Origin of the sequence: Natrialba hulunbeirensis JCM 10989, from assembly GCF_000337575.1 — an archaeon.
Taxonomy (GTDB): Archaea; Halobacteriota; Halobacteria; order Halobacteriales; family Natrialbaceae; genus Natrialba; species Natrialba hulunbeirensis.
The window spans coordinates 1-20526 of sequence record NZ_AOIM01000022.1; the positions used below are offsets into that span (position 1 = coordinate 1).

Below are 20526 nucleotides of genomic sequence, written 5' to 3' on the forward strand. Positions count from 1 at the left end.
CCCATCCCGAACACGGAAGATAAGCCCGCCTGCGTATTGGTGAGTACTGGAGTGGGAGACCCTCTGGGAGAGCCGATTCGCCGCCCCCCACTCATACTTCATCTTAGACGGTCCGAGCACGTGGTCGTTCACGGTGGTTCGATTCCACCACTCGGAGTTAAAGCGGCCACAGCGGTGGGGTTCCTCCCGTACCCATTCCGAACACGGAAGATAAGCCCACCTGCGTATTGGTGAGTACTGGAGTGAGAGATCCTCTGGGAGAGCCGATTCGCCGCTCCATTCATACTTCATTTCACGTTCGATAGCAACTGCTCTTGCACAACCGTCTCTGGCAACCGATCCGGCCACGGGAAAATCCCTGTGTGACTTTCGATTCGAAACTGATTTTCATACCCTTTCGAGATACTGTATGTGAACGAGAACCGTCTCCAATTCTGGTCGCTCTATGCAACTCGGTTTGCTGAGGGATTCGGATTCATTACGCTTGTCACGTTGCTCCCCTCGTACATCAACACGCTCGATCCGAGCGGAACGACGGTTCTTGGAATGACGATCAGTGCTGGTCTTATTGTCGGGTTCTATACATCGGGATTCACGCTTGCACAGACTGTCGCAATCGTTCCGCTCGCCTGGGCTGGTGACCGATTTGACAAACGAACAGTACTGCTTGTTGTACTCGCTATTGGTATCGGTGTCTACGCGTTGTTTCCGCTCGTTGATTCCAGTGCCTCCCTGATCGCGGTTCGTGCACTGCAGGGGGTTGCCGTCACCGGTGCGGGACTGATGACGTTGTCTCTTGTCGGCGAAATTGCTGCTGGCAGCACACGGGCGAATCATATCGGAAAGGCAAACGCTGCGAGTTATGCGGCATCGATCATCGGCAGCATTAGCGCGGGTTCGCTGTTCGAACTGTTTGGATTTGGCCCGATTTTTGCGATAATTGTCTGTCTGATGTTCGTTGCCTGGCTTGGAACGTTTCGGTATCTCAAACCGGACGAGACTCGGATTCACGGGTTCCCCTTCAGTGATCTAGCGTTGAATCGTCGACTGCTGACACTCTCGAGTTTCCGATTTCAGTACGCATTTTCGGTGACGCTCGTTCGAACGTGGATTCCGATCTTTGCCGGGGTTGCGGCTGCAGAAGGTGGGTTAGCATATGGTGGGCTTGCAGTTGCTCTCACTGTTGTCGCAGAAAAGTTCACGAATATGTGCTGTCAGCCGTTTACGGGCCGACTGTCCGACAGCTATGGGCGTGCGATGTTCGTTTTCGCTGGTGGCGCAGCTTACGGTCTGGTTGCGCTACTCGTTCCGTTTGCACCGACGATCGGTGCTTCACTTGCGCTTCCATCTGACATTGTTCTCGTTGTTCCGTCAGCGTTGGCAGGTGTCGTGTTGCCGGCCTGGCTCCCGTTTGAGGCAATCCCTGGGCAGATTTCGGTGTTCGGTGAGGTCTCACCCGCGTTCGTACCACTTGTTGTGCTGTCCGGACTGCTTGGTATTGCAGATAGTTTCCGCGAGCCGGCAAGTATGGCTTTGTTCGCCGATGAAGGTACGGACGACGGCGGTGTCGCCTCGAGTTTCGGTATTCGGGAACTCGTCTGGCGGCCTGGGAGCGTTATTGCACCCTTGCTTGGCGGTTGGCTTATGTACGAGGTGAGTATGGCATCCGTGTTCTATGTTGGTGGCCTGTTCGCGTTGACGGGTGTTGGTACCTTCTTTGTGATACTTGTTTGGGGGCACGGACGTCGTGCCCTCGTTGAGTGGTAACTCCTGTTGGCTTGACGCTGTCTGATTTGGTTCCTTGTACAACGTTCTCTCTATCTCGAAAACTCCCTTTTATTTCTCGTTGGTGAGTTGCACCTGGTTTAATTCTAGACGAACAGTTATGTGGCCTGGCCGTGATCTACTGTGTGGCATGATAGTATGAGACGTGCTGGCGTAGACATTGGCGGAACGTTTACGGATGTGATCGTCTTCGATGAAGAAACGGGTGAGATTGAAATCGAAAAGACGCCCTCGACACCGGCGAACCCGGCCGAGGGGGTGATAAATGGGCTATCAAAGGCAGATACCAGAATTGACAACCTCGAGTTCTTCTCGCACGGATCGACGGTCGGGACGAACGCGTTGATCGAGCGCGAGTTGCCTCGAATCGGCCTGATCACGACCGAGGGGTTCCGGGATGTTCACGAAATACGGGATGCAACGAAAGAGGATCTCTGGGACGCCTATCAAGACGTCGCAGATCCGTACGTCCAGCGACGGGATCGGCTTGAGGTCCCCGAGCGGGTCGACTATGCAGGAAACGTCGTCGAACCGCTTGACGAGGATGCCGTCCGCGATGTCGTTCGGATCTTTAAAAAGCGTGGAATCGACACGATCGCGATTTCGTTGATCAACGCGTATGTCAACGGTGAACATGAGAAGCGCGTCGAGGAAATTATCGCAGACGAGTATCCCGAGGCGTTCGTCTGTAGCTCCCACGAGATCCTGCCGGAGATGTTCGAACACGAGCGGACCAGTACGACGGTTATCAATGCGGCACTGGTTCCAGTCGTTCGCGACTATCTGACTGACCTGGCGGACCAACTTGCTGACCGGGGCTACGACGGCGACGTGCTCGCGATGCACTCCGGCGGTGGGGTGATGACGACTGAGGCGATTGCCTACTACGCGGCCCGTATCGCGAACTCGGGGCCGACGGCAGGTGCGATTGCAGGTCGCCACATCGCTCAGCAGTGTGGCTTCGAGAACGCGATCGGATTCGATATGGGTGGGACGAGTGCAGATGTCTCGCTCACACACGAGGGCGAAATCGAGACGACCGACGAGTGGGCCGTCGAGTACGGGTATCCGATCATGTTTCCCTCGACTGACATCGAGACGATCGGTGCCGGTGGCGGCTCAATCGCCTGGATCGACGACGGTGGCTCGCTTCGGGTCGGTCCGAAGAGTCAGGGAGCCGATCCGGGACCGGCCTGTTATCTTCGTGGCGGAGATACACCGACGACGACGGATGCAAACGTCGTTCTTGGCTGGGTTGACCCGGATCAGTTCCTCGGTGGTGACATGGATGCGACCGCTGAACCTGCCCGTGACGTTATCCAACGTGATATCGCTGACCCGCTCAATCTCGAACTTACGGAGGCCGCATCGGCGATCGAGCAGATCACTGTCGCCAATATGTGCAACGCCGTCCGTCTCGTCTCGACGAGTAAGGGGTACGATCCCCGTGACTTCGCACTCGTCGCCTTCGGCGGTGCGGGGCCGCTGCACGCGGCCCATGTCGCGCGCGAGATGAACATTCCCAACGTGATTATTCCGCCATATCCGGGAATCAACTCGGCACTTGGCTGTCTACTGGTTGATGTCGAACACGATCTTTCACAGACGTTCATCGCTGACGCCGCAGCCGATGTCGTCGACGACATCGAGGCGGCGTTTTCGGAGATGGAAGCCGAAATTCACGACCGACTCGATGAGGAGGGCGTCGACGAGAGCGAGATTCAACTCGACCACGAGATCAAGATGCGCTACACTGGCCAGTGGCGCTCACTCGAGGTCAGTTGCTCACGGCCGATCGAGAGTATGGCAGAGATCAGGTCCCAGTTCCACAGCCAGCACGAACAGACCTACGCCTACTCTGATGAGGACCAGCCAGTCGAAATCTACGGCCTCCACGTGACCGGTCGCGGCGTCGTCGAGAAACCTGCGTTCCCCGAAATTGGTGACGGGAGCGCCGATGGGGCAAAGCGGACGACTCGTGAGGCGTACTTCGACTCGGCAGGCGAGTTCGTCGAAACCGCGGTCTACGATCGTGACGAACTCGGAGCAGGCGCGACGCTCGAGGGACCGGCGATTATCGAACAGATGGACTCGACCGTAGTCGTGCCACCGAACGCGACGGCCGAGGTCGAGCAAACGGGGAACATCATTCTCACGGTGTAACTGTTATGACAGACTCAGACTCAGACTCAGACCCAGACCCAGATCCAGACCTAAACTCTGACTCGAGTTCACACACAGACGGACAACCACAGGCCGACATCGACCTCGACCCGGTTACGTTCGAGGTTCTTCGCAGTTCCTTTACGAACCTCGTCGACCGGATGGCACAACAGATCAGACGAACGTGCTACTCGTTCGTGATCTACAACCGCGACTTCAGCAACTGTCTGAACGACGCCCAGGGGAACACGGTGATGCAGGGCTCGAAGGACATCGCCGTCCACGTCGGCACGCTCCACTACACCTGCAAGGAGACACTCGAGTACTTCGAGGGCGACATCAATCCGGGTGACGTCTACATCGTCAACGATCCGTACCTCGGCGGTACGCACATCAACGACGTTCGGATCATGCGACCGGTGTTCTACGATGACGAGCTGATCGCCGTCACGCAGTCGAACGGCCACTGGGCGGATGTTGGTGGTCCGGCACCGGGGTCGTTCAACATCGAGGCGAACGACCACTACGCGGAGGGGCTGCGCATTCCGCCGCTCAAAATCTGGGACGCTGGCGAGTTCCGCGAGGATGTCGCAAACCTCCTGACGACGAACATGCGTCTCTCGGAGGACCGAATGGGGGATTTGCGGGCCCAGACAGAAGCGACGCGTATCGCCGAGGAGCGACTGCTCGAACTCGTCGATAAGTACGGCATCGACACGGTCATGACGGCGTTCGACGAGTCCAAGTCGTACGTCGAACGGATCATGCGCGAGCAGATCCGCGAGCTGCCGGACGGCACCTGGCACACGCAGGACTATATCGACGCAGATCCCAACAAGGAGGAAGGATTCGTCACGATCGACGTGGAAATGACGATCGACGGCGATGAGGTCCACTACGATCTCTCGGGCTCTGACGAGTACGTCGGCAACTTCCTGAACTCGACGTTCGGGACCTCCTTTTCGGCGGTCGTTTCCGGGACGAAGATGTTCTTCCCGGACGTGCCGCTCAACTCGGGACTCTATCGTGTCGTCAGTGCCGACCTCCCGGAAGGCACTGTCGTCGATGCACCAGAACCAGTGCCAGTCACTGGCTCGGTCGCCGGTGCGTACGAGAAGGTGATGAACGCTATCTTCGAGCTCTGGTCGGAGGTGCTACCCGAGCGCGCCATGGCGGCGTCGTTCAACCTCGAGTACCTGCTCGCTGGCGGACAGGACCAGCGTCCCGGCCACGAGGGCCAGGAGTTCGCCTGGTACGACTGGATGGCCGGCGGGTGGGGTGGTCGCGATGGCAAGGATGGCTCAAATGCGACCGCACCGGTGTTCGGTGCCGGCCTCGCCGTCCAGTCACTCGAGGGCCAGGAGCGAGACACACCGCTCGTGACCAGCCAGCACTCGATCGTCACTGATTCTGCGGGACCAGGTGAGTACCGTGGCGGCTGTGGCGTTCGCAAGGGTGGCCGAATGCTCGCCTGCGAGAGCAGTGTCATGTCGTACTGTTCGGACCGGTCGCGTTCGATCACCTGGGGCATCAACGGCGGTCTCCCTGGAATTCCACACGGCGTCACACTCACTCAGGACGGCGAGGAACGCCAGATGGGGACGGTGTTCTCGAACGTTCCGATCGACGACGGAGACGAGTTCGTCCGCCCATCGTCGGGCGGCGGCGGGTTCGGCGACCCACTCGAGCGCGACCCCGACGCAGTCCTCGAAGACGTCAAGGACGATTACGTCTCTGTCGAACGCGCCAAACGGGACTACGGTGTCGTCATCGACGAAATCGATCCGGAGGTCTGTGCGTACGAAATCGATCACGATGCAACGGCTGACCAGCGCGACCACATCCGAGACCACCGAACGGAGTGGCTCGAGGAGGACCCTGCGGCGGTCGCCCAGCGCTATCGCGAGGGCGAACTCGACACGCTCGATCTCATCCGTCGCTACGGCGTGATACTCGAGTGGTCTTCCGGTGAGTTACTCGAGCAGACGACGGCGCAGTTCCGAGCGATGCTGCGGGAGCGAGCGGCGAGCGAGTGGTAGTCGTCGCTGTCGTCGCTGTCGCCGCTGTCGTTTCCGCTGTCAGCGTAATCTGGGAAACATGGGCCACGCCGTACAACGGAATACACGCCTGCTATCGCATGCGAACTTTCGCAACCTGAATTTCGACACGACCCGCCGGGTGCGTCTCAATCAGCGTCATCGAGGGCTGGGAGCGTAAACGAAAACGCTGCTCCCTGTCCGGGCTCGGAGTCTACCTGGATCTCGCCCGTGTGGCGTTCGATGATACGACGACAGAGTGCAAGACCGATCCCTGTTCCGGCGTGTTCGTCGCGCGTATGAAGACGTTGGAACACCTCGAACACGCGGTCGGCATCTTCGGGATCGATGCCGATTCCCTCGTCACGGACCGTCACTCTCCAGTTGTTGCCTGTCCGCTCGGCAGTGATGTGGATACGCGGTGGGTCGTCACCACTGTATTCGATCGCGTTGTCGATGAGGTTCTGGAACACCTGCCGCAGTTGGCTGGCGTCGCCCTCAACGGTCGGAAGCGAGTCGGTGGTGATCGTTGCACCGTGCTCCTCGATTGACAGTTGCAAATCGCCCAGTACGTCCGCGACGACCACATCGAGATCCACTGCATCGAACGGATCCCCCTGCGACTCGACGCGAGAGTACTGCAACAATCCCTCGATCATCGAGCGCATTCGTTCAGCACCGTCAACGGCGTACTCGAGAAACTCCTGCCCATCGGCATCGAGCTCGTCAGCGTATCGCTGGTCGATAAGCTGCAAGTAGCTAGACACCATTCGGAGCGGTTCCTGCAGGTCGTGGCTGGCCGCGTAGGCGAACTGTTCGAGGCGTTCGTTCGACTGTTGGAGATCGTCAATGTATTCCTGGCGATCGAAGTGGAGTTTCAAAAGCAGTGCGAGCGTCTCGATCAACGCCTGCTCTTCCTCGAGAAACTCGACTGAGTCGTCGAGGGCAGAATCGGGAACGGTTTCCAGGCCGATGCTGATTGCAATCGGCGTGCCGTTACTCGTTGCCGAACGGGACGTGATTTGGTCGTCGAACTGCCCGTAGCCGTCCGTGGTCGCGACGTTATCGCCGATAGACACTCGTGCGTTTGTCTGGGCGGGATACTGGAAACACTGCGGGAGAACCGTGACGAACTCCTCGATGAACTGCCCTACTGGTTGGTCGCTGGACTCGAGGAGGTTCGTTGCGAGTTGGACAGCAGCGAGTTCTTTCTCTCGTTCGTCCAGGGCTCGCTTTCGTCTCTCCGCGAGCGTTTTCAGATCTGTGATATCCGTAGCCGTCTCGACCACCTGTTTCGGTTCCCCCTGCTCGTCGGTGATCGGCCTCGCATTTATTGAGAGCCACTGGCGCTGTCCGTCCGATTGTGTGAGCAGAACCTCGTGGTCGATCACTGGCTCTCCCGTTTCGAATGCACGAGAGACAGGTCGGTCTTCCGGCGAAAGAAATTCGCCGTTCTCATCGAACATGTCCTGCTGTTCCTCGGTGTACGACTCTTCAGCCGAGGGTACCTCGAGTAGCTCCGTCATTCGTTCGTTTGTCCGAGCAACCGAGCCATCCCGGTTAACGACGGTCATTCCAACCGGTGCCGTTTCCAGAATTTGTTCGGTGAGGGTGTGTTCTTGCTGGAGCTGTTTCTTCGTATCCTGTGTGATGCGCTCTGCCGTTTTCCGGTCGGTAATGTCGTAGTAGAGTTCGACGCGCCCTCCTGCATACCAGCCGGACTCGATTGGTCTGCTTCGGTGTTCGAGCCAGCGCTCTTCTCGATCTGGGCCGGCGGTGAGTTGACACTCGAACTGTTCGACGTACGTATTGTCGTCGTAGGTTGCAAGCACTGTTTCGGTGAACGTTTCGGGGTTAGCAAGCCGGTTACCGATGCGTTCCCGAATGAGTGCCTCTTTGTCGTGGCCGATAATATCGGCCCGGTTGAGGCCGAAGTACTCTTCGATCGTCTCGTTAACCCACACGATGTCGAACTGGTCGTCGAGAACGAACACACCAACATCAGCTTCGTCGATGACGGACGAGATTGGTTCGTGGGTCCCCCAGACTGACGGCGAGTGATCGGTCGCTGACCCGTTCGTTTCGATCGGTCGAATAATGCCGGCAATCCCCGTCAACGAGCCATCATCGATGAGAAGGTTGAATCGTAACGCACAGGGAATACGATCGCCAGACGATGTCTCGACTGTGAGATTAAACGCCGTCTCTGGGTCGGTGCCAGCGTCGACTCGAGCACGAATCTCCTGTTCGAGACGCTTGCTATCGACGTCGTCAATCAGGACTGATATGTGTTCTCCGTGGAGGGTGTCTCGTGTGTAGCCCGTTGTTTCAGTGAGAAAATCGTTTACCGCGACGAACCGCTTCTCGGCATCGAGTTGAAAGATTCCTTCGGAGACATTGTTCAGCAGCGTCTGTGAGTGGGTGGGTGTCTCAGTTTCCTCTCGTGTCTCCGGGACGGGCGGATTGGAGGAATCTTCCTGCTCACTCATTAGGGCGGATTGTGCGCCGATGAACTAAACCCCTTGGCAGGCGTGGAAGGTGTGGCAGGTGTGGCAGACGCGACAGGTGTACAGGTGTGGCAGACGTACCTGTCCTGGCGGATACCCAAATCGCACTACCACTCCCGTGGCGATCGATTTAGCCGCTCACAGCCGTCGTCGGTGACGACAACCAGATCTTCGATCCGCACACCAAATTCGCCCTCGAGGTACGCTCCGGGCTCGATACTGAACACCATTCCCGGCTCGAGCACTCGCTCGTTCCCCTCGGTGATGTACGGCGGTTCGTGTACATCACGGCCGACACCGTGGCCCGTTCGGTGAACGAACTCCTCGCCGTAGCCCCGGTCTTCGAGTACCTCCCGTGCCGCGCGGTCGATCGCCTGTGCTTCGACACCGGGTTCGACTGCATCGAGTGCAGCCTGCTGGGCAGCAAGCACTGCATCGTGAACGTCTTCAAAACCTGCAGGCGGCTCACCATCGAACACGACTGTTCGCGTCTGATCGCCGGGATAGCCCTCGACGCTCGTCCCGAAGTCGAGTACTACGGGGTCTCCGCGTTCGATCTGTCGGTCGGTATGGCGGTGGTGCGGTCGTGCGCCGTTCGGTCCCGATCCAACGACGGTTTCGAACGAAACGCCCTCGCCACCGGCCGCCGTCAGCCGCTGTTCGATCTCCTCTGCCAGTTCGGCCTCAGTCATTCCGATTGCCTCCTCACCGAGGTCGCGAACGGCTTCGCTGACGCGATCCGAAATGGCTGCAGCCTCGCGAAGCTTCTCGAGTTCGACCTCGTCCTTCCGCAGCCGAAGCTCGTCGACGACCTCGCTCGCGAGCCCGAACGTCGCTTCGGGGAACGTCTCGCGCAGATCCTGTGTGAACAGCGCCCACATCGTATCGTCGACGAGGAGCCGCCCGGTCGTAATCTCGAGTTCGTCACCGATCGCTGCGAGCGACACTGTTGGATCGTCACCGTCGCTCCAGGTTCGAACCCTCGAGACGACCGACTCGGCCGCCAACTGCTCGTCGTACATCTCGGGTGCGAGAAACAGCGTCTCCTCGCGAGTCACGAACAGGAACAGGTGGCGTTCCATCGGTTCCTCCTGAAAACCGCTGAGATACCCCATATTCGAACTCGGGAACAGGATCAGGGCAGCTGCTCCTTCCCGTTCGAGTGTCTCCCGTGCGCGATCCAGTCTGTCGTGAATGAGTGTACTCGAGTCCGCCTCGGTGCTCGAAGAGTCGGTGGCTGTCATCTACGTTGCTGTTCGTGCGTTACCGTGCTGATTGTTTGGGTTCCCCATTCTATTGACCTCGACTGTCGTCAGAGCGGACTCGCTGTGCTTCCCTCTTCCCCTCTCCCACCTGTCTTGATCAGTTAGGCTAACTGGTTAGCCCATCTCCCTATACTCCCTGCTCGTTGCTGTCCATCTCGGTACGTTCGCTGCGCTCTTCGCTTGTGTTGCTCTCACCGTCCGTGTCAGTGGTACCACCGCGCCCAACACGCACGTCTCGCTCGCTGACGCGTTCGAACGGTGTCGACTGCGTCGACGGAATCCGAATCGGACGAACCGTATAGATCACGTGCGGATAGAGCGGTAGATCCGGCATCGAGTTCCAGAGCTCAGTTACGGCCGATGGCTCGTGTTGCTCGAGTGTAATCGTCAGTCGCTCGTCGAGCCCCGCTGGCAATTCCTCGGGCTCGATTGCTTCGGCGTCGTAGAGTGTTTGCATCGCAGTCCCGAGCAGTTGCTGTTGGGCTAACACCGCATCACGTTCGTCGTCGGCACTCGGAAACGCCATCAGTAGATACCGGAGCTCGAGTCCAAGCGGTGGCTTCTCCGTTCGATTGTCGGTGATACGCTTCGAACCGGTGTTGAGCGACCCAGCTTTCGAGACGCCATAGAGGCTAAGCGTGAGTCTCACCGTCGAGTCGTCGTCGACTGCCGTCGGTGGAATTGGTTGTATCTGGGATTCGTTGAGTCGGTCGTCATCATCTCCCGCCAACTGAAGCCGGAGCAGCGTCACCAGTAAGTCAGTCGTGTCTCGAAGTGCGGTTGGTGCTGCCATTTGGTATCTCTGTCTTGTGTACTGTTTGGGTGTAACTCGAGTGCATTCGGCGTCGTGTCTCGTTGTCGTCTGTTCCCGTCTCCCTGTCTCAATCCGTTTGTGAGTCCTGGTATCCGTGCTACTCCGGCAATCCTGACATCTTCGAAAATCGCTCGTAGGACAGTTCGATAGACTCGATTGCCATCCCCTGATTCGTACTCACAAGATCAGGCCCACGCCACATCGTCGGATAGGCGCGTTTGAACTCCCACCCCCAGCCGTTCTCTCCGTTGAACCCCTCCCGCATCTTCACAACGACGTTCTTTCGAGTGACACTGCCACTCATCACGTCCTGAATCCACTCCCAGAACGATGCATCCGTTGTCATTCCGCGTTGCAACACGAGATTCGCGTGTGCGAACGTTCCCGGGAGTGTGTGTACGTGGTCGTTCACCCCTCCCTCACGATAGTCGATCGTCTCGAGTTGCATCGTAATTCCCGAGACCTCTGCGAAACCCGCGACTGTCTCGCCATCGATTTCGACTTCGAAGTTGTACTGCGCGTATGGCCCGTCTCCGCCCGTGTATGGTGTTTCGTTGCCAGTCATTGTATGTTGGGTCCTGCTTGCAAAAGTGGGGAGTTCCCTGAATCTTCGTCTCTCCCGTCGTCGTTCGAGTCGCTGTCAATTCGTTTCAGAGTTCGTCGAGTGAGTTCTGCAGCACGATCCCATCACCGTCATCATCGAGGAAGCTACCGGCCCCACTAGCCTGCCCGCTGGCGTCGCCACCTCTCTCAGTCGCGCGCTGATCGCTTCTGTGGTCTGGCATCCCCGTTTCGTTGATTCGGTCGTTGATCTCGCTGATCGCGCCACACCACCGGCGTCGTTCCCAGTGGGGTAGTGTGAGGACCTCGTCGTGGCTCCAGCCGAAGTGATAGGCGATGAACGCGACCTCCTCGAAGAGGGTGTCGGGATCGGACAGCCGTATTACTCGCTCGGGTTTCCCGCTTCGACCTCCGTCTGTTCGTGTTCGTGCTCCCGTTCGGTGTCGTTCTCGGCGTTCGAACCGTCAGATACAGCGGTAGCGGCCCCGATCGAATCGACCGACTCACCGGTTCCGTGAACCCCTTTGATGGGGTCTGCGTCGGCGTTCACACCTGGCTGCTCACTCTCTGCATCGGCTGGCGGTGCGAGCTGTGCACCAGTCTCGACATCTACGTCGAACACCGACCCGCAGTCCGGACACGCCGTTTCCGTGGCGTTCCGCCCGCGGTTGTTGACTCGTTCGTACATCGCCTGGAGATACTCGAGATCCGTCACGAAGAGATTCTGGATGACGTCTTCGTCGATCGTCTCGAGTGTCCCGAGTTCAGTGACGACGCGTGAGAGCAAGACGATGGTCAGGTACGACGAGTTCGACTGTACGCGCGGGTTCTGCAACGGTTGGATTTCGTCGGCAGCGGTCGCAAGACGCATCCGGCCCTCCGTGTGGAGTGTGCCATCGTCGTCGACGTACCCTCGAGGCAGCGTGAACTCGAACTCGGTCTGTAGTGGCTGCTCTGTCATGGATGACGAACACCTCGACGTGTGCCCGGTTGCGTACTCGTCGTCGTGCGCTCGACGAACGGCGTGGTCGTCGCCGATCCGGTGTGCAGACAGCCCTCTGCATCGACAGTCCAACTGTCACGGTACCGGTTGCGACCAACCGTGTACGCGCGGGCTATCGACACTGCTGTCTCGTTTTCCCCATCCGATCCGGTCATACGTTCTTCCGTTCCATCTCCTCGAATTCGACGGTGTAGGTTTCGACGGCGATCGCTTCCGGGCCGCCGCCTGCCTGTGCGTTGAGTGCTGGCGGTTCGTACTTTCGAATCCAGGCGTTGGTGAACTCGAATCGGAGAGCAGACTCTCCCGCCTTGTCCTGGATGACGACGGCAATGTTCTTTCGTGCCTCCTCAGCGTCACCGTTTGCGACGGCTTTTCGCCAGTCGTCGAGTCGCTCGTTGTCTTCTTCGGCACCGCGGGCCAGTACGAGTGGCGTGTAGTGGACGTCACCGAAGAGCTTCTTCGAGTGCTTCGGGTCGTCGCCTTCGCGGTAGTCCTGTTCGTCCGTTTCCTGGGTCGGCAGTTTGACCTCGAGGAAACCGGGAATGTCGACGCCGTCGAGTTCGACGGCGAACTCCGTGCTTGGAAGTGGTCCGTGTTCTGGCATATGTGCTCTGTTGTCTGTTGTGAGTTGATGTCGGCTGAGGCGCTCCCGTAGTCACAGCGCCCCGCTTCGTTCGGTTGTCTGTCACGCGTCTCGTGTCCGCAGGTTGTTCCACGTATCTGTGCTCGCAGGCTGGTAACTGACGGCTCGCAGTGCTGGTGGCGTTAGGCGTCGCCGGTGTCCTGGCTGATGCGGAAGATCACGAACTCAGCCGGCTTGACCGGTGCAACGCCGATTTCGACGATGAGGCGACCGTTGTCGATATCGTCCTGTGTCATCGTTTCCTCGCCACAGCGGACGTAGAACGCCTCGTCTGCGGTCGACCCCTGGAGGCCGCCCTCGCGCCAGACAGTCGTCAGGAAGTTTTCGGCAGACTGACGGATCCGTGCCCAGAGGTCCTTGTCGTTCGGCTCGAACACCGACCACTGCGTCCCCTCGTCGATCGACTGCTCGATGAACAGGAACAGGCGTCGGACGTTGAGGTACTTCCACTCTGGATCGCTCGAGGTGGTTCGTGCGCCCCAGACGCGAACGCCGCGACCCTGGAAGCTGCGGATACAGTTGATCCCCTTCGGATTGAGCACGTCCTGTTCTCCCTTTGTGATCTCGTGTTGCAGGCCAACGATGCCGCGAACGACTTCGTTTGCGGGGGCCTTGTGCACGCCGTGCTGTGCGTCGCTTCGGGCGTAGATACCGGCGATGTGACCGCCCGGTGGGGCGAGTTTCTCGCGGTTCGTCACAGGATCGAGGACGGTGAGCCACGGGTAGTAGTACGCCGCGTACGTGGAGTCAACCGGCGTCTCCATCTCCGAAACTGGACCGGGGTTCTGTGGCGCCTGCAGGATCGCGAACCGCTCGCCCATGTTCTCACAGTGGGCCACGAGGGCGTCGGTCAGTCCGGTGACGTCGTTCTCGTCAGGAACACAGACGATAGAGATGTCGTCTAGCGCCTTGAGGCCGGCAAGACCAGTGCGGAGACCGGGCTTGTCGATCCCTTCGTAGTGACTCAGGGTGACCTCTCCCTCTGCATCGGGCTTTTCGGGTTCTTCGGTGACGACTTCGACCTCGACCTCTCGCTCACCGGAGCGAATCTCTTCGAGCTCTTCGATGAGATCGTCCTTCGAGGCGTTTCCTGCGATTTCGAACGGCTTTGCGACGCCGCGAAGGTCGTTGTAACCCAGCTCCTCGAGTTCCTCTGGAATGTAGACGATGGTTTCCTCACCGTCGGTCTCGACGAGACCACCGTCGGAACACGCCGTTGGCGTGTCGCGGCTCAGCCACGTGAGTCCCTCGACGGGGCGGCCGTCCTCGACGTATTCGACGTCGACGAGAACGGAGCTAGTCACTTGTTTTTCGTAGAACTGGCTCGACTGTGGGTCACTCGAGAGGCCATCGAAGACTTCCTCGACATCGGGTGTGGGTTCCGGACGGTTGGATTCCGGTTGGCTGACCTCTTCGAGATCACACGACCAGTAGCGGACGATCATGTCGAACTGGCCTGGTCGCTGGCCATCGCGTACGATGACCGCGACGGACGTTCCCCACTCGCCTGGACCGTTCGCTTCGATTTCGACGGTTTCCGTGCCGGTTTCGTCGATCAACGTCGTCGTTGCAACGTCGTTCGGATCTACGGCAGTCACGCGACCGATGTAACAGCGGCTACCACCGTTCTTGAAGAATCCATCGACAGCAACGTCGAGGTGAGAGTTCTTCGGGCTCGAACCGTATACACGTTCGAACTCGGCGTAGTTCGTCACCAGCCGTGGCTCCACCGGACCACGGCGCGTTTGACCGAGGAAGCCAGCCGTACTCGTGCTAACTCCTTCGACCGATTTGCTTCCGCTACTGACTTCCTCGACGTAGACACCTGGGGCCTGATACTCTGGCATTCTTAATTACCTCTTGAACTTCTACTACGTTATGGATATTCTAAATTGATATAATATAATACTTTTGCTTAATCTACACGTTCTACCAGCGGCGATTCTCGACGTTTCTACGCTTCAGGAACGACACCAACCAGAATTTCGAGCGACTCGGCCGCTTCACACACCTGGTCGTGTGCGTCGATCAACTCGAGTAACGGTCCGTTCTCGTCAATCTGCGATTGGAGTCGAGAGACGGCTTTCAGGTATCGTTCGAGACTCTCCTCGGTGACCACCGATTCGAGGGGCTCTCCGAGTCGGACCAGATAGTCGAGCAGCGCGGAGAGTTGTGCGCGATAGACGTCTTCGCGCGTGGTCGCGGCGTGATTGTCCCGGGAGAGCTCTGCGATTTCACGGGTGATCCGTGCGCCTTCGCCCGTGTGTGGCTCGAGTCGATCGCTCAGCGTTTCGAAAAACCGGACACGGTCTTTGACGGTCTTCCGGAGCAGGTACGTCTGCATCGTGTCTCGCTCCTGTTCGAGCTCGCCGACCGTCTCTTCCATCGCTCTGAGCCGTTTGACGATTCCGGTCAGGTCGTCGGGTCGGTCTTCGGTCTGGTCGGAGACTGGTGTCTGATGTGGGTTGTCCGTATCAGCGAGGTGTGCTGCAAGCGCTGCGAACAACAGCTCGTGATCAGTTGCGTACTGTTTGCCGGTGTCGGTTGCCGCGGTTGCTATCGGCTCCCACCGTCCATCCGGCTGGCGCTCGAATCCGCCGAGATAGACGGCCGGGTCGTCCGTTTCCGGCGTCCCGGTTCGGTGGTCGGCGTGATATTGCGCTGTCAGTGCTCTGGTAACCGCCTGTGCGTCGGCCGTTTCCGGATCGAACCCGTTGAGGTCGAGCGTCGGCGGCTCTGTGGGGGTCTCCGGGGGCTCCTCGCGGTGTGTCAGTTCGAACACTTCGACATCGCGGTTCGGCACCGCTTCGTCGTCGATTGCACCGTCCGTGTCCGGAACGGGAACGGTTTCGACGGCGACCTCGCTGAACTGGATAAACAGGTGTACCTCGTCGGTCGTCGGTTCGGGAAGCGACTTCGTCGTTACCTGTTCGACGACGATCGGTCGCCCGCGTCCGTCGAGTGCAAAGCCAGCGTCAACCGTGACATCGAGGCCGGTCTCTGTTTCGGCAACGGACTGAATTTCGAGTCCATGGACGATTCCCGATCCATCGAGAAAGCGGGTTATCGTCTCCAGTCGCTCAGCGTGGTACGCTTGCTCTGCTTCCATATCGCGGGGGGTCATCAACTTCCCCCTGAAGAATCGATTCTTCTTGAACTGAGAGAGTCCTCCCATCTCGTTGGTCGTGTAGTCCCCGTCCCGAGTCATGGCAAAGCGAGCACATCTATCGTTCTCACTCACGCTATTATAAAATGATCGATTGGTTCGATATTGAACGAATACTGTGTGTGGTAAACAGTAGTGTCCGTAATCGGGCACCGAACAAAAGTGTACGCATCAATTTGGGTAATTAGAACCACACCGCTATATTTTATATATACTGTATGGGAATTGCAGTCACTAGACGGCTGCACCGAAGCTCAAACACACCGCAGGCACGACTCGCTCCATCCCCCTACTCGAATGCAGGCAACCATTCAGTCCCAGACCGACCGACGCGTCGACCTCACTGTCACAGATAACGACGGCATCGAACAGTCGCTTACCGTCACACGCGAGGGTGAACTCGAGTACCACTCCTCGGACGACGTCCCGCCGGCTACTGGTGACGACCGAGCGGTGGCGGCACGTACACAGCATGCACAACGCTCCAGATTTGCCAAGTACGTCGCCTTTCGTGCCTGCGGTTTCGATGCGCTCGATCCCTACAGCACGACCGATCGAATCACCTATCCGGAACATCTGGCTGCTGCGACGCTCGTGCTTGGCACAATGACGCCTGAAACGGTTGCAACGACGTTCGAAACGGCGTATCGCCAGCGAGTGGCTGGTGCTGATCGGAGCGTACTCAGCCCGGATCCCGACTCCGGAGTCGATACTGACTCTCCACCCGATGATGACACTGCGGCGTCAGCTGCCGATGTACTGCCCGTCGATCCGCCGACTGGATTCGCACCGTCTACCTGTCGACTGATCGAGCAGGACATTGCCGTCGAAATTGCGGACGCGGCACTTCGACCGCTTCTCGATACCCTCATCGAACTCGAGGGACTCGGCGCGCTCCGGAACTCGATGGATGCCGTCCCGGAACGCCGACACAGTGACTGTTTCGTTCGCCTCGCCAACGCGCTCTCGCAGATACCTGTCGACGATTCGCCACCCCTCCCGACGGTGGACGCAACCACCGACCGCGACGGCACAACGCTCGTCTTTCCCTGTTGTCCCCTTCGCGTTGAATGGGTGCGTGATGGATGTACTCGAGTAGAATACGAGCACTCGAGCGAATCTGTTCCTGACGACGAGAGCAGCGTCCGACTGCAGTTGCCGGTGAATACACCACTCGAGTCTGTTGCTGCGTTTCAGCGCGCTCTTGTCGACCATCTTCGGTGCCAACTCCGCGATTGCTATCTTGGAATGGGTGTTGCACCGCCGCGTGATCTTCGGGTCCGTGGGCCGGGTATCGACTCGTTCACTGCTGTGTACGAACAGGGTGGGTTCTATCAGCGCTACCACGATCCGGATGCGGTTATCGACTGGACGCGGTTTCCGCCGTTGCCTTCCCTTTGATACGCGTTTGGGTTGCGCTGTTCACTGCCACTGCCACTGCCTTCCAGCCTCGTTCTCATGTGTTGCTTTACTCCGTCTTCCGGTTCCTTCCAATCCTCATCCTCCGTTGCCCCATTCACCTTCGCCTCACTCTCCCTCTTCTAACACTCTCACTCATTCGCTCCACCCAACCTCCGTTTCTCTCGGCTCACTCGGCTTCCTCCCACATCACTTTCCGGCCAGTTCACCCCATGATTGCATCGAATCTGCCAGTACCAACTGTCGGCCCGGCTCCCAGAGTCCCGCGCTCATCAGTAGCATCCGCCGCGGAAACTAAATCTATATTGCACATGAGAAAGGTAGCTTTCACTAGTGATGAACGTCCCACCTACTCGCGACACCCGCCGCGGCCGCTGCGTCTGGCTCGGTGGGGTCGATCCCGTCCGGAGCCGTCAGTTGTGGACACGCTCGTGTGTTCAGTCCATCGCCGATCTCCTCGTCGTTGGCCGCTGGGACGGCCGCGTAACTGCGTTCGACCGTGACACACTCGACCCCCGCTGGACGGTTGCTCACCCCGGACACGCGGTCACGATGACGCCGCTCACAGACCGACTCATCGTCGGGAGTCGTGGCGAGCGGGGGACGATTGCGGCGTACGATATCGACACAGGCACACAGTGCTGGCAGTACGAAACGGCGACAGACATCGGTGTTCCCACCAAGGACGGACTCTTCGCGCTTCCACACGTGACCGCACTCGAGTCCGAGCCAGCCGCCAGCCTCACTGACGACCGCGGCCGGGTGTACGCAGCCGCCCAGCGGTATGAACGCGATGGCGAGCATCGGTGCTGGCAAAGCGTCGTGCTCGCGTTCGATGCGGACGGAACCGTCGACTGGCGATATAAGACGGATGCGTCGTCGAGCGCGCTCTCACTTGGCGAGCGTTTGCCCGGATCGAACCGTCACAGACACGCTGGCGGTACTACTCACTCGAGTACCCAGCTCGCCGTCGGCTACAACCGCTGTCTCGGTGACCACAACGTCGGTCTCGTCGTCCTCGATGCAGATTCTGGCACAGTGAACTGGAACTGGGATCCCGGCACTACAAGCGGCCGGCGCGTCGGCGATGTGGCTGTCCATGGGGACCACGTTGCGGTCGCGAGTCACGGCGACAGGTGTGGCTACCTGCTTGGCCCTGGCGGTGAGGAACGCTGGCGGGTCCCCCTCGCTACCGAAACAGAGTGTGAGGGGGAGACGCTGTATGCATATCCGAACCACGTCGCTGTCGGCAACGATTACGTCGCGTTCGTCACCGGGAACACCTACGCCACCGAGAGCCGCGACACCGCTTTGCGCCACCCGAACGAGCACCAGCTCGCCGTGTTCGATAGAGACGGCACCACCCGCTGGAGTGCAGAAATTCGCGGCTATGCACACGAACTCGTCACGACGGCGGCGTCAGTCGTTGTCCCGTGTGCACAAAACGTCCGGGTCCGCGATCCGATGACGCATGGCGTCCGTCAGTTCGACCTCGAAACGGGAGCCGGAACCGTCCTGGAGACCGAGGGTATCGCAACCGCAGTGGCACTCGAGTCGGGCACGAACACGAACCCAGCTGCGGAGTCGGATGTGCACACGATCGGTGCAGTCGAAGAGCCAGTCGAGTACCACGACGGCGAGCACAGCTACGGCGAATACGCGCTTCGGACCTGGGTACTCGAGTAGCGGTGTCTCTGTGTCTCTGTGTCTCTGTGTCTCTGTTTCTTTGCGATCGGATCGTAGTCGGGGTCGGGGTCGGAGTCCGAGTCGGATCAGAAGATACCACCGATGAACGCCAGCCCCATACTGATGAGGACGACTGCGGTCACGAGCGGGAGGTACGGCGTGTAGCGTTCGACGGTCTCCCGGTGGCGTTCGTAGCCGGCGATCAACAGTAGCGTTGGAACGAGGATGGCGATGATTACGGCAAGCGAGTAGAGCAGCATGAGTTCGAGACAGTACGCCGTTCCGACGCAGATTGCCAGAATCTGGATCGGTTCCTCGTGTGCGAAGCCGAGCAGCAGTGCGGTCGTCCCGAGTGCGAAGAGGCCGCGGTCGGCGTCTGATTCGTCGAGGTGGCGGTGGCCGTCGCCATCGCCGCCGAACAGTTTGGTTCGGAGTCGACTCAGTAAACCGCTATTGCTGGCCTCGTCGTCGTTGATTTCACCGGTGTTGTGGTCGTGGCCGTGTTCGTGATCGTGGTTGTGATTGTGGCCGTGGTCGTGGTGATGGTGTTCGTGATCGTGGTGATGATGTTCACCGTGCTCGTGTCCGTGTCCGTGGTCGTGACCAGGGTCATGATCGTGGCTGTGTCCATGTCCACCGTGACGATACTCGTAGATCCCCAGTAGAATGAGCATCGTCCCCGCAACGTACCGGAGCCACGGTCCCTCGGCGAAGTTCGAAAACTGGCTGAACCAGAAGTACGCGAGCACCAGCACGACGCTACTAAAGAGGTGCCCAAGACCGAGTATCAGTCCGCCGAGTGTCCCGTAAAGCCACGTCTGAGAGTGGTTGAGTCCGTAGGTCGCTGCAATCGGCCAGCCATGGTCGGGAAGCACACCGTGGACGAACCCGATCACGAGCACCCCCAGAACGAGATCGAGATCCATACCGTATAGCGTCCGATGGCCCACAAAAGGTCTGTTATCACCATTTCGGGGGAATCGTAATACTGCTTGGTGCTGAGACCGAACGACCGGTACGATGCGAACGAGTTTCAATATCCCGGACGACCTCCTCGAAGAGTTCGACGAGACCTGGCAAGCGGAAGGGTTCGACTCGCGCTCGCGTGCGGTTCGCGAGGCGATGCAGGAGTACATTGCGGCACACACCACCTTCGAGTCCGTCGCTGGTGATGTCAGCGCGACCCTGGCGTTCGACTACCAGCACGAACACGTTATCCGCGACTTGCACGATATTCAGCACGACTTTCAGGACGTGATCGTTACGACGAGCCATATGCACGAAGACGGCTGGTGTCTCGAGACGGTTTTCTGTCGCGGCGACGCGGCACGCGTGCGAGACCTGGTGTACGAACTACGGGATTTCGACGCTGTTGGTCGAGTGAAGGTGTTGTTGTTGCGGTCCTAGGTTCACGTCTCTCCTCTCCTCTCCTCTCCTCTCCTCTCCTCTCCTCTCCTCTCCTCTCCTCTCCTCTCCTC

At 59.0% G+C, this 20526-nt stretch carries 16 protein-coding genes and 2 rRNA genes; 8 read left to right on the forward strand and 10 right to left on the reverse strand.

The window, feature by feature from the left end; genetic code table 11:
• The 5 genes from rrf (C483_RS08310) to C483_RS08330 all read left to right on the forward strand — a co-directional run.
• Positions 1 to 89, forward strand: a 5S ribosomal RNA gene (gene rrf / locus C483_RS08310); the annotation flags it as partial.
• A 69-nt stretch (positions 90 to 158) separates the two neighbouring features.
• Positions 159 to 280: ribosomal RNA gene (gene rrf / locus C483_RS08315) — 5S ribosomal RNA — on the forward strand.
• Positions 281 to 411: 131 nt separating this feature from the next.
• Positions 412 to 1767, forward strand: a complete 1356-nt coding sequence (locus C483_RS08320) for an MFS transporter (RefSeq protein ID WP_006652911.1) — start codon at positions 412 to 414, stop codon at positions 1765 to 1767.
• Between the two features lie 156 nt (positions 1768 to 1923).
• Positions 1924 to 3948, forward strand: a complete 2025-nt coding sequence (locus C483_RS08325) for a hydantoinase/oxoprolinase family protein (RefSeq protein ID WP_049912510.1) — start codon at positions 1924 to 1926, stop codon at positions 3946 to 3948.
• Between the two features lie 5 nt (positions 3949 to 3953).
• A complete protein-coding gene (locus C483_RS08330) occupies positions 3954 to 5987 on the forward strand; it encodes a hydantoinase B/oxoprolinase family protein (protein ID WP_006652913.1) in 2034 nt (677 codons plus the stop codon).
• A 146-nt stretch (positions 5988 to 6133) separates the two neighbouring features.
• Here C483_RS08330 and C483_RS08335 read toward each other — a convergent pair whose 3' ends face one another.
• The 9 genes from C483_RS08335 to C483_RS08380 form a co-directional block, all read right to left on the reverse strand.
• Positions 6134 to 8473 carry a PAS domain-containing sensor histidine kinase gene (locus C483_RS08335; RefSeq protein ID WP_006652914.1) on the reverse strand — a complete coding sequence of 780 codons (2340 nt, stop codon included), beginning with the start codon at positions 8471 to 8473 and terminating at the stop codon, positions 6134 to 6136.
• A gap of 125 nt (positions 8474 to 8598) precedes the next feature.
• A complete protein-coding gene (locus C483_RS08340; protein ID WP_006652915.1) occupies positions 8599 to 9735 on the reverse strand; it encodes a M24 family metallopeptidase in 1137 nt (378 codons plus the stop codon).
• A 148-nt stretch (positions 9736 to 9883) separates the two neighbouring features.
• A complete protein-coding gene (locus tag C483_RS08345; protein ID WP_006652916.1) occupies positions 9884 to 10549 on the reverse strand; it encodes a DUF4255 domain-containing protein in 666 nt (221 codons plus the stop codon).
• A gap of 118 nt (positions 10550 to 10667) precedes the next feature.
• Positions 10668 to 11135, reverse strand: a complete 468-nt coding sequence (locus tag C483_RS08350) for a phage tail protein (protein ID WP_006652917.1) — start codon at positions 11133 to 11135, stop codon at positions 10668 to 10670.
• Positions 11136 to 11220: 85 nt separating this feature from the next.
• Positions 11221 to 11514 (reverse strand): DUF6760 family protein, encoded by a 294-nt coding sequence (locus C483_RS08355; RefSeq protein ID WP_049912511.1) that lies wholly within the window; start codon positions 11512 to 11514, stop codon positions 11221 to 11223.
• Complete coding sequence (locus C483_RS08360) at positions 11514 to 12092, reverse strand: hypothetical protein (protein WP_006652918.1); 579 nt, start codon at positions 12090 to 12092, stop codon at positions 11514 to 11516. Before C483_RS08360 ends, C483_RS08355 begins: the two co-directional genes overlap by 1 nt.
• 193 nt (positions 12093 to 12285) lie before the next feature.
• Complete coding sequence (locus tag C483_RS08370) at positions 12286 to 12738, reverse strand: phage tail protein (protein WP_006652920.1); 453 nt, start codon at positions 12736 to 12738, stop codon at positions 12286 to 12288.
• A 161-nt stretch (positions 12739 to 12899) separates the two neighbouring features.
• Positions 12900 to 14624 (reverse strand): phage tail sheath family protein, encoded by a 1725-nt coding sequence (locus C483_RS08375; protein WP_006652921.1) that lies wholly within the window; start codon positions 14622 to 14624, stop codon positions 12900 to 12902.
• A gap of 107 nt (positions 14625 to 14731) precedes the next feature.
• The gene (locus C483_RS08380) at positions 14732 to 15985 is read right to left on the reverse strand and encodes a hypothetical protein (protein ID WP_006652922.1); all 1254 of its coding nucleotides are present in this window, start codon (positions 15983 to 15985) and stop codon (positions 14732 to 14734) included.
• 255 nt (positions 15986 to 16240) lie between these two features.
• Here C483_RS08380 and C483_RS08385 point away from each other — a divergent pair, with 255 nt between their 5' ends.
• Both C483_RS08385 and C483_RS08390 read left to right on the forward strand, forming a co-directional pair.
• Positions 16241 to 17344, forward strand: a complete 1104-nt coding sequence (locus tag C483_RS08385; RefSeq protein WP_006652923.1) for a hypothetical protein — start codon at positions 16241 to 16243, stop codon at positions 17342 to 17344.
• Between the two features lie 354 nt (positions 17345 to 17698).
• Positions 17699 to 19048, forward strand: coding sequence for an outer membrane protein assembly factor BamB family protein (locus C483_RS08390; RefSeq protein WP_006652924.1), 1350 nt, complete (start codon positions 17699 to 17701; stop codon positions 19046 to 19048).
• Between the two features lie 86 nt (positions 19049 to 19134).
• On the opposite strand, the gene C483_RS08395 is transcribed toward C483_RS08390, so the two are convergent.
• A complete protein-coding gene (locus C483_RS08395; protein ID WP_006652925.1) occupies positions 19135 to 19974 on the reverse strand; it encodes a hypothetical protein in 840 nt (279 codons plus the stop codon).
• Between the two features lie 94 nt (positions 19975 to 20068).
• Between C483_RS08395 and C483_RS08400 the strand changes: the two genes are divergently transcribed.
• Complete coding sequence (locus C483_RS08400) at positions 20069 to 20455, forward strand: CopG family ribbon-helix-helix protein (RefSeq protein ID WP_006652926.1); 387 nt, start codon at positions 20069 to 20071, stop codon at positions 20453 to 20455.
• The last annotated feature ends 71 nt before the right edge of the window (positions 20456 to 20526 follow it).